This is a genomic window from uncultured Marinobacter sp. (assembly GCF_963974375.1).
Taxonomy (GTDB): domain Bacteria; phylum Pseudomonadota; class Gammaproteobacteria; order Pseudomonadales; family Oleiphilaceae; genus Marinobacter.
In genome coordinates this window covers 1-2,770 of the sequence record NZ_CAXBDN010000383.1, presented here as the reverse complement: position 1 = coordinate 2,770, position 2,770 = coordinate 1, and the positions used below count along the sequence as shown (strand labels likewise).

Genomic DNA, 2,770 nt, shown 5'->3' with positions numbered 1-2,770 from the left:
CTTGGTGCCGTCATCTGTCATGATGTCGGTGCAGACATCCAGCACCGCCTCGGGAGCGCCTTTCACCGCCACGTAATACTGGCCCTCATCGCGGTGAAAGGTGGCCATCTTCTTGAGCCGGGGCTCGAATTGTTCCACCCGGGCCTCGGGTCGCTCTTCCAGCAACGATTCCCGTTCCAGCCCCAGGTCTTTTCCTCCCGCCAGCAGCGCGACTTCAGTGGGATCGCCGCGGGGATTGTCCTCTCCCTGTTGCTGATCGAGGGAGGCACCATTACAGAGCAGGCCCACCTCCAGGACACGGCGAATCCCCTCCTTGTCTTCCAGCGCCTCGCCAGTGCCGGTTTCCTCCAGCACGAGATCGCCATTGGGGGTGACGATTTTGTGTAGCCACATCCGGTTTTCCGTCAGCGTGCCGGTCTTGTCCGAAAAGATCACCCGGGTTGCCCCCAGCGTTTCCACCGCAGTGAGTTGGTTTACCAGCGCGTTGCGGGCCGCCATCAGGTACATGCCGCGGGCGAGGGCAATGGTGGCGACGATAGGAAGGCCTTCAGGAATGGCAGCCACACCAAGGGCCAACGCCGTCTCGATCACCAGCGCGGCCTGTTGCTCCCGCACCAGAAAACCTATCGCGGCGACCACGATGGCAATAAGAACGGTTAATATGGCGAGGCGGCGCCCCAGTTGATCCAGCCGCTGCTGCAATGGTGTAACGGTTCCCTCAGCCGATTCCGCAAGCGCCGACACCCGGCCCAGTTCCGTCTCCGAGCCAGTTGCCGCTGCAACACCCACTGCAGTACCGTCGGCGATGCTGGTGCCCTTGTAGAGCATGTTGTTGCGATCGGCGAGGTCAGTATCCGAGGCCAGGGTATCGGTCAGTTTGCTCACCGCAACTGACTCACCGGTAAGCGGTGCTTCGTTGACTCTCAGGTGTTCCGCTTCCAGCAACCGCAGATCGGCGGGGACCAGGTCGCCGGCCTCCAGCAGTACAATATCGCCTGGCACGATTTCCGATGCGGCAGTCTCCCGCTCGCTGCCTTCCCGGCGCACCCGGGTCATGTGTTCTCCCAATCGGCGCAGGGCGGCCATGGATCGTACCGCCTTCCATTCGCTTACAAAGCCAATAGTGGTATTGACCAGCAGCACCGCCAGGACGGCAAATCCTTCCGGCAGGCGGCCGGTGGCAAACGCCAGAACGGCGGCGCCGCCCAGCAGGTAGATAACGATACTCTGAAACTGTCCCAGAAGAATCCGCCACCAGGGCTGGCTTTGGGCCACCCGTAGCTGATTCGGGCCGTAGCGCTTCAATCGCTCCTGGGCCTCATCCTCCGTCAATCCATTTTTCTTCCGGACGCCGAATTCCGCCAGAGCGTCTTCGACGTCGACGGCGTGCCACGAGTTTTTTTCGGGAGAGTCCCTTCTCTTTCCGCTTTTCGAACCCACTGGAAACTTCCTCTAAAGACCGGTCTAGTTCGGTGCTGGCCTTCAGGCCCCGTATTTTTGTAGTGGCCGGCGTGGGCCAGCGCCAGGGTAATAAGATGTTTTACCGGCAGGTGACCAAGCCCGCCGCCAGCACAGGCAGTTTCGTCGAAGACCTCGACGCTGTCCACCCGGCAGGTGTTCGCGCGGATCAGAACCGGTACCGGATGCCAGCTGTGGCATGCCATGGCGCTGGGAGTGCTGTGATCTCCCGTTACCACAATGACATCCAGTTGCAGTTCCATCATCCGGGGAATTGCGCGGTCCAGTTTCTCGATGGCGGCCACCTTGCCGTCGAAGTCGCCATCCGGCCCGATGTCCATCCTCATCCAGTTGCCGATGATTTCTCTGCCTGTACGTGTCTCTTTCTCCATACCCATGACATGGTCTGTGGGCAGAAGCAGTTTGTCACCGGCCTTCTCGAGAATCTCACAGGCCCGCAGGAACGTATAGGCCATCGCACCGCCAATCAAAACCTGCTCGGCGCGGCCGATGAGGGCATTGATAGCTTCGAGCTTGTCCGCTATTTTGGCGCCGCCGAAAACTGCCACCAACGGGCGCTGTGGGTTATTGATAACGTTGTCCAGGGCGTAACTATTCAGCTCACGCAGCCTGATTCAGGGTGTCCTGTCGCATGAAGTCCGGCACTTCACCAGCAAATAGCTGCTCCAGTGCGGTATGCGCCGCCACCCCTTGCTTGACCGCAGTCGAGAGGACGCTGCGCATCCGGCATAAAATCTCGGCGGCCTCCCGGGCGCGAAAACAGCACGAGATTTTATGCTGAACCTTGGTCATTCGCAGATCACGCTCCCCCAGGTTGTTGGTGAAGGGAGCTACAGGGGCGTCGAGGAAGCGCAACACGTCATCCTCATAAGCCTGGAGGCGTTCCAGCAGGTTGCGCGACGTGGTGCGAATTACACAGCGCGTGCCGGCATTCCGAGTAACGGTAGTAGGGCCGACGTCACCCCCAGATTGAGTAGCGCTACACTTTAGAGTCTGATCCTATGCGTAAGGAGATTGGATATGAAGAAGCGTTTCAGCGAAGAGCAGACCATTGGTTTCCTGGGCGAAGCAGAAGCGGGACTGCCCATTAAGGATCTATCCCGTCGACACGGCTTCTCAGAAGCCAGTTACTATTTATGGCGCAGCAAGTTTGGCGGCATGAGAGTCCCTGAGGCCAAGCGACTTAAAGAACTCGAAACTGAAAATACGCGATTAAAAAAGCTGCTCGCCGAATTACTACTGGAAATGGAGGTCACTCGCGAGGCGCTGAGAAAAAAGTGGTGAGTGCCCC

Annotated in this window: 2 protein-coding genes and 2 pseudogenes; 1 reads left to right on the top strand and 3 read right to left on the bottom strand. The window is 59.2% G+C overall.

The genetic code is table 11. The features are described 5' to 3' along the window. The 3 genes and pseudogenes from AAC035_RS20420 to AAC035_RS20410 form a co-directional block, all read right to left on the bottom strand. Nucleotides 1-1,332 (bottom strand): HAD-IC family P-type ATPase (locus AAC035_RS20420; protein WP_339806947.1); only part of this gene is annotated, 1,332 nt, incomplete at its 3' end. Then, nucleotides 1,329-2,063, bottom strand: a complete 735-nt coding sequence (gene pgk / locus AAC035_RS20415) for a phosphoglycerate kinase (protein WP_281372625.1) — start codon at nt 2,061-2,063, stop codon at nt 1,329-1,331. The genes AAC035_RS20420 and pgk, both read right to left, overlap by 4 nt. 16 nt (nt 2,064-2,079) lie before the next feature. Beyond that, a pseudogene (locus tag AAC035_RS20410) lies at nt 2,080-2,394 on the bottom strand (transposase); the annotation flags it as partial. Between the two features lie 105 nt (nt 2,395-2,499). Here AAC035_RS20410 and AAC035_RS20405 point away from each other — a divergent pair. Next, a pseudogene (locus tag AAC035_RS20405) lies at nt 2,500-2,754 on the top strand (transposase); the annotation flags it as partial. Between the last annotated feature and the right edge of the window lie 16 nt (nt 2,755-2,770).